Here is a 6201-nt window from a genome sequence, read left to right as displayed (position 1 = left end):
GCGTATGTTACACTTCCCAGTTTTTAAGTCAAGCGTGACGATGATTCTTTATCAAAAACACTCGTCAGGCTTAACTTGTTTTCTCGTTTCACTGCGTCACTTACCACCGTGAAGCGAGGGCGCCATTTTAGAGATTTAAGTTGTGGTGTCAAGCGTCTTTTTAAAAGATTTTTGACTCACTTTCTAAAACCCCTCGGAGACTGCGCTAGCGCTCTACCCCGTGGCATGGCGCGCATTATAGGGCGTTTTAATTGTCGTGCAAGCGGTTATTTCAGAAATATTACACTTTATGAATCGTTCGCATAAAAAACAAACAATACGCTATAAAAGCGTACTAGAACTGCTGCTTTTTCTCTCTTTAACCATCACTGCCGCTTTAAGTCGATTTTTGCCATAACTAAAAGCTTTAATAAACACGCTATGCGCTATCGGAATATATTGGCGCTCAGACGCCGATAACCATGGAATATCTTCAGTGTCTGGATCATTAATATAAACAAAATGTTCGTCAACCGCACAAACGACGACCCAATGCGGCGCTTTGCTTTTATCAAACTGCCAGGTACTTATAAGTACCACCAGCAGCGCATCGTTCTGCAACAATTGTTTTATCTTACTGATGTTAAGGTCTGCGCTATGCACCGCAATATTGCTTTGTGCGACCTTCTCACAATAAGAATCGTGTACGCGTTGTAAAATATTTTTTTTGACCTCACTACGAACCGTGTCGGTAAAAAGCACTCCTTCTTTATTAAGAAAGATTTCTACATCAAAGCCACGATGATAAGCAGCAAGAGCTAAACCGCGAGGGCCACAACCACCATGACCTGATGTCATAAAAATAGTGGTCGCTTCGCGCCAGATATCAATTTCTAAAGACGCCGGCGCGTATTGGTTCGGCTGAAAATAGTTAAACACCATAAGTAAGCAAGCTGGGCCACAAGTAAAAGGGGTGGTTTGCGCTATATAAGGTACTTGGCGCTTTACTGAGTCGGTATCAAACTGGATGATCTGTTTTTGCATACAGATAGCATCTGAGTGATCTTCGTAAAAGTCATGCTTTAGCGCAAACTCATGATAGTGTAGTTTGTGATATAGCTTAATCGCGGCAGCATTATCGTAGCGCACCTCAAGACGCAGTAATACGCAGTTCCGTTCAGCAGCAACACGTTCGGCATGTTGCATTAAAAACTCAGCAATGCCTTGCTTGCGAAAACGGGCATCTACTGCCAGAGAATACAACCGCGCTAAACTGGTGCCTCTGCGGTAGATCAGTAAAAAATAGCCGGCAAGGTGGCCATCTTGTTCAGCTAGAAATAAGTCACTTCGTTTATCTTTAATAAAACGCCGAAAACTACGAACACTCACACGGTCAGTGTCGAAGCAACTTTGCTCTAACGCCAATAAAGCTGGCACGTCTTCAAGTTCAGCACTTCTGATATCTAAGTCGGTCGATTTGTCGTTTAATGCCATTATTGCTTCCGTTATTGCCTTTGGCTGATTTTTAACTACGTTTAGGATAACAACAGCTTAAGAAATGAAAAGCCAACAAAAAATTTAACTTTTGTAGTACAGGTTTCTTCACTGTACAGTTTTAGACTAACACGACATGCTTTAACAAAGTACTGGGAGTAATAATGGCTAAACTAATAATCGTTGTTGATAAAGCTCAAGATTGGGCACCGTTTTATCAATACGATGGCGTAATGACGTTACCAAATTATTTAAAATGGTCGGCAACCAATAAACAACGTACTCGTGTGATTAACTTATGCCGACAAGCTCAATATTTAGGCACTGCCTACTACTGCTCATTATTAGCTGAAGCGCGAGGCCATAACGTAATGCCATCAGTACGTGCTTTTAATAAGTTTAACCGCCATGAAATTGCCGACATTGCTGATGATGTGCCGATAACGCTACTTAATCAGCTAAATAAAGCATTAATTGATGAAACCAGCACTCAACTAACGTTTAATATTTATTTTGGTGAAACCGAGCTTAAAGCATTAAAAAAGGTAGCTACCTATTTATTTGAAGCTTTTCCTGTGCCTATATTAAGAGTCGAGCTACAAAAGAAAAAAACCTGGCATGTAAAAACCTTAAAAATTGGCAGTGTGCATAAACTGTCAGAATCAGAGCAAGGCTTGTTCGGTAATATATTAGAGCGCTACAGTCATAAAATTTGGCGGGTAGAGCCGGCCAATAAAAAGTTTAAGTATGATTTAGCGGTACTGATTGATGCTAAGGAGAAATTCCCACCCTGCACGCCTAAAGCACTAGAGCTATTTGTTAAGGCTGCTAAGCGTGCAGCTATGGATGTAGAACATATAGGTGCCAAAGATATACATCGTTTGGCTGAATTTGATGGCTTATTTATTCGTGAAACTACCGCAGTTAACCATCACACCTTTCATATGGCATTAAAAGCCGAGCGCGAAGGCTTAGCCGTGATTGACGACCCGAACTCTATTTTGCGCTGTGGTAATAAAGTGTATTTACATACCCTATTCGAGCAGCACAAGGTGCCAATGCCAGATGGCGTTATGCTGTTTAAACAGGATGATGACAGCCTGGTAAAAGCAGCAGACACTTTGGGCTTACCCTTAGTATTAAAAATACCCGATGGCAGCTTTTCGCGCGGTGTCGTTAAAGTAAAAACCTTAAGCGAACTAAAAACACAATTGTGTGCGTTGTTTGAGCAAAGCGCAATTATTCTGGCACAACGTTATACCTTTACCGAATATGATTGGCGTATTGGCGTACTTAACGGCCAAGCTATTTTTGCTTGTAAATATTTTATGGCACGTAACCACTGGCAGATATACAAACATGGTACGGCAAAAACAGAAAGTGGCGGCTTTAGTACTTGCGCAGTGGCCGACGTACCAAGTCATGTTGTGCAAGCGGCATTGCAAGCCTGTGCGCCAATTGGTGATAGCTTATATGGCGTTGACGTGAAACAAGATGGCGATAAAGTTTACGTGATTGAAGTAAACGATAACCCCAACATTGACGATGGCGTAGAAGATTTGCATTTAGGCAACAAACTATATGATCTGATCGTTAGTGATTTTATTCGTCGAATAGAATTAAAACGTTAACCGTCAACCTCAGCCAATTTTAGGCACAAAAAAACCGGCGTAAGCCGGTTAATTTGGTGCAGATGGAGAGACTCGAACTCTCACGCTTTTGGGCACAAACACCTGAAGCTTGCGTGTCTACCAATTCCACCACATCTGCGTTATGTTTCACGCGAGTGCGTTTAACATGGCGTGCAGTATAGCGATAAATAGCATCGCGTCAATAAACAAGTATTAAAATATTACGGCTTTTTTATCAAGCCTATTTCCTCCAAACGCTGCATTAAGTAATCATTTGAATTAATCGCTTGTGGATAGCGATTAGGTTGCTGTTCGTTAATACAGGTTTTTAATGTGTCGATAACGTAATCTGGATTTGGATGCATAAAAAACGGAATAGAATAACGAGGTTCACTCGCAGCTATGCCTGCAGGATTCACGACCCGATGTGTAGTCGATGGTAATAGATGATTAGTTAACCTCTGCAACATATCACCTATGTTGACCACTATGGTGCCCTCTATAGTAGTAACCGGTAACCAGCTACCATCTCGACGCAGTATTTCTAAACCTGCTTCGTTTGAACCAACCAATAGCGTGATTAGGTTTATGTCTTCATGTTGTCCGGCACGAATAGACTGAGTTGAAGTGTCTTTAATTGGCGGATAGTGGATCGCGCGTAAAATAGAATTGCCATAATGCACCTTATCAGCAAAGTAGTTTTGCTGTTGCCCTAAATACAAAGCTAAAGCTTCAAGCACCGTATTACCTAACTGCTCAAGTGCCGTGTAAAGTGCATAAGTCGCCGCTTTAAAACCAGCAACCTCAGTTGGCCACACATTAGGATATAAACTCGGATGGGGTGCTGGACCGGATAGCTCTCGACCAACATGCCAAAACTCTTTTAAATCCGGATGCTTGCTGTCCTTAGCCTTCTCTACACCCACTGCAGTATAACCGCGCGCGCCGCCCTGCCCAGGGGTATGGTATTTAGCTTTAACATCAGTTGGTAAAGCAAAAAACTGTTTAATTGCTTGATATGTATTCTCTACCACAGCATCTGGAATACCGTGACCACTAATGCCACAAAATCCAAATTCAGTGTAGGCTTTGCCAATTTCGGCAACAAAGTTATCTTTGTCGGTGGCAAACCGTCTTATATCTAACGTAGGTACTTGCTGTGTCATATAAAAGACCTGTTTTTAGCCTAAGTAAAAAAAGAACCCTGCCATAGCAGCGCTCATTAAGTTAGCTAAGGTTGCTGCAAGTAAGGCCTTTAGCCCTAGTGCGGCAATATCAGCTCGACGACTTGGCGCCATACCACCCAAGCCGCCTAATAAAATAGCAATTGAAGAGAAGTTAGCAAAACCACATAAAGCAATAGTAACAATAACTTGTGTATGTGCGCTTAGCTGCTCTTTCACTTGCACAAAGTCGAGGTATGCGACAAATTCATTAATAACCAATTTTTGACCAATAAAGCTACCCGCCATACGGGCTTCTTCCCACGACACACCCAAAATAAATGCTAAGGGCTGAAATACGTAACCAAAAATAACTTGCAGAGTTAAACCTTCAACACCAAACCAGCCAGCGATACCACCAATAGCACCATTAACTAAAGCAATTAAACCGATAAAAGCTAACAACATTGCACCAACGTTTAGTGCTAACTGCATACCGCTTGACGCACCGGCTGCGGCGGCATCAATTAAATTAGTATGTTGAGTATCAGTGCCGATTTCATCTAGCTCATTTTTTGGTTGCTCGGTTTCTGGCAAAATCATTTTCGCCATTAAAAACCCACCTGGCGCGGCCATAAAGCTTGCGGCAATAAGGTATTTAAGCTCAATACCTAAACCGGCATAACCCGCCAGCACCGAGCCTGCAACAGAGGCTAAGCCACCTACCATTACAGCAAATAACTCTGAACGGGTCATGGTTGGAATAAAAGGCCGTACGATTAATGGCGCTTCGGTTTGCCCAACAAAAATATTGGCTGCAGCCGACATAGATTCAGGCCGACTAGTACCTAATAGCTTTTGTAACCCACCACCAATAATGCGAATAACCCATGTCATTACGCCAATGTGATACAACACAGCAATAAGCGATGAGAAGAAAATAATAATAGTTAATACATGAACCGCAAAAATAAAGCCCTGCGATTTACGACCAATATCGCCAAATAAGAACTCAATACCCGCCGTGGCATAACTAATAATGTTAGCGACAAAATTTGAAATACTTAACAACACGTCTTGACCAAAGGGCACATACAGTACAAACGCACCAATAGCTAACTGAATAGCAAAAGCACCACCTACTGTGCGCCAGTTAATACGGCTACGGTGCGCAGAAGCAATATAAGCTACTAGCAGAAGGACAACTATGCCCACTAATCCCATCATAATTGGTGTTTCCTAATTATTATTTTTCTGCCAACAGCTGGCGTATTTTTGTTTTAATGATATCAACGGCAATTTGATTTTTTCCGCCACGTGTTACTACCAAGTCTGCATATTGCTTCGATGGTGCTATAAATTCAAAAAAGGCCGGTCGCACTGTCGTTTCATATTGCTCTGTTACAGAGCTTAAACTACGGCCTCTATCTTCTAGATCTCGCTTAATACGCCGCAACAAACAGATATCTAAAGGGGTATCCATAAAAACGGTAATATCAAACTGCGAACGTAACCTAGCATCGGTTAATAGCAATATACCTTCAACTAACACCACCTTAGCAGGTTGTACCGTTATGGTCTCTTCAGTACGGGTATGTGTTTTATAACTGTACTGCGGCATTTTAATGGCTTCGCCACTGCGCAACGCGTGCAAGTGTGACGTTAGTAGCTGATGTTCAAAGGCGGCGGGGTGATCATAGTTGGTAAGTATGCGCTGCTCAAACGATAAGTGACTTTGATCGCGGTAATACGCATCTTCAGACAAAATAGCAATACGTTCGTCGCCAAGTTCGGCCACCAATTCTTGATACACGGTTGAAGCAAAAAGGCTTTTGCCAGACGCCGAAGCACCAGCAATAGCTATAATAGTATTTTTACCCACAGAAACATTCACTTTTGCAGAAATTAGCTGGTGATTATCGCTAATTACCGGC

General features: G+C 42.1%; 5 protein-coding genes and 1 tRNA gene. 1 reads left to right on the top strand and 5 read right to left on the bottom strand.

Annotated elements, in window-relative coordinates; genetic code table 11:
- Positions 1–321 precede the first annotated feature (321 nt).
- Positions 322–1473 carry a peptidase C39 family protein gene (locus tag MN199_RS11855; protein WP_335739545.1) on the bottom strand — a complete coding sequence of 384 codons (1152 nt, stop codon included), beginning with the start codon at positions 1471–1473 and terminating at the stop codon, positions 322–324.
- Between the two features lie 164 nt (positions 1474–1637).
- Here MN199_RS11855 and MN199_RS11850 point away from each other — a divergent pair, with 164 nt between their 5' ends.
- Complete coding sequence (locus tag MN199_RS11850) at positions 1638–3104, top strand: RimK family protein (protein WP_335739544.1); 1467 nt, start codon at positions 1638–1640, stop codon at positions 3102–3104.
- Positions 3105–3158: 54 nt separating this feature from the next.
- Here MN199_RS11850 and MN199_RS11845 read toward each other — a convergent pair.
- The 4 genes from MN199_RS11845 to udk all read right to left on the bottom strand — a co-directional run bounded on the left by MN199_RS11845 (position 3159) and on the right by udk (position 6149).
- A tRNA-Leu gene (locus MN199_RS11845) sits at positions 3159–3243 on the bottom strand.
- Between the two features lie 82 nt (positions 3244–3325).
- Complete coding sequence (locus tag MN199_RS11840) at positions 3326–4270, bottom strand: isopenicillin N synthase family dioxygenase (RefSeq protein ID WP_335739543.1); 945 nt, start codon at positions 4268–4270, stop codon at positions 3326–3328.
- Between the two features lie 15 nt (positions 4271–4285).
- A complete protein-coding gene (locus tag MN199_RS11835; RefSeq protein ID WP_335739542.1) occupies positions 4286–5494 on the bottom strand; it encodes a NupC/NupG family nucleoside CNT transporter in 1209 nt (402 codons plus the stop codon).
- A 19-nt stretch (positions 5495–5513) separates the two neighbouring features.
- Complete coding sequence (gene udk, locus MN199_RS11830) at positions 5514–6149, bottom strand: uridine kinase (RefSeq protein WP_132584605.1); 636 nt, start codon at positions 6147–6149, stop codon at positions 5514–5516.
- Positions 6150–6201: the final 52 nt, after the last annotated feature.

The organism is Rheinheimera metallidurans, from assembly GCF_036983985.1.
In the GTDB taxonomy this organism is placed as follows: domain Bacteria; phylum Pseudomonadota; class Gammaproteobacteria; order Enterobacterales; family Alteromonadaceae; genus Alishewanella; species Alishewanella metallidurans.
This window is presented reverse-complemented; position numbering and strand designations above follow the sequence as displayed.

Excerpts from the sequence above, each read along its gene's own strand:
- MN199_RS11855 (WP_335739545.1), bottom strand. The coding sequence starts at position 1,473 with ATGGCATTAAACGACAAATCGACCGACTTAGATATCAGAAGTGCTGAA.
- MN199_RS11850 (WP_335739544.1), top strand. The coding sequence starts at position 1,638 with ATGGCTAAACTAATAATCGTTGTTGATAAAGCTCAAGATTGGGCACCG.
- MN199_RS11840 (WP_335739543.1), bottom strand. The coding sequence starts at position 4,270 with ATGACACAGCAAGTACCTACGTTAGATATAAGACGGTTTGCCACCGAC.
- MN199_RS11835 (WP_335739542.1), bottom strand. The coding sequence starts at position 5,494 with ATGATGGGATTAGTGGGCATAGTTGTCCTTCTGCTAGTAGCTTATATT.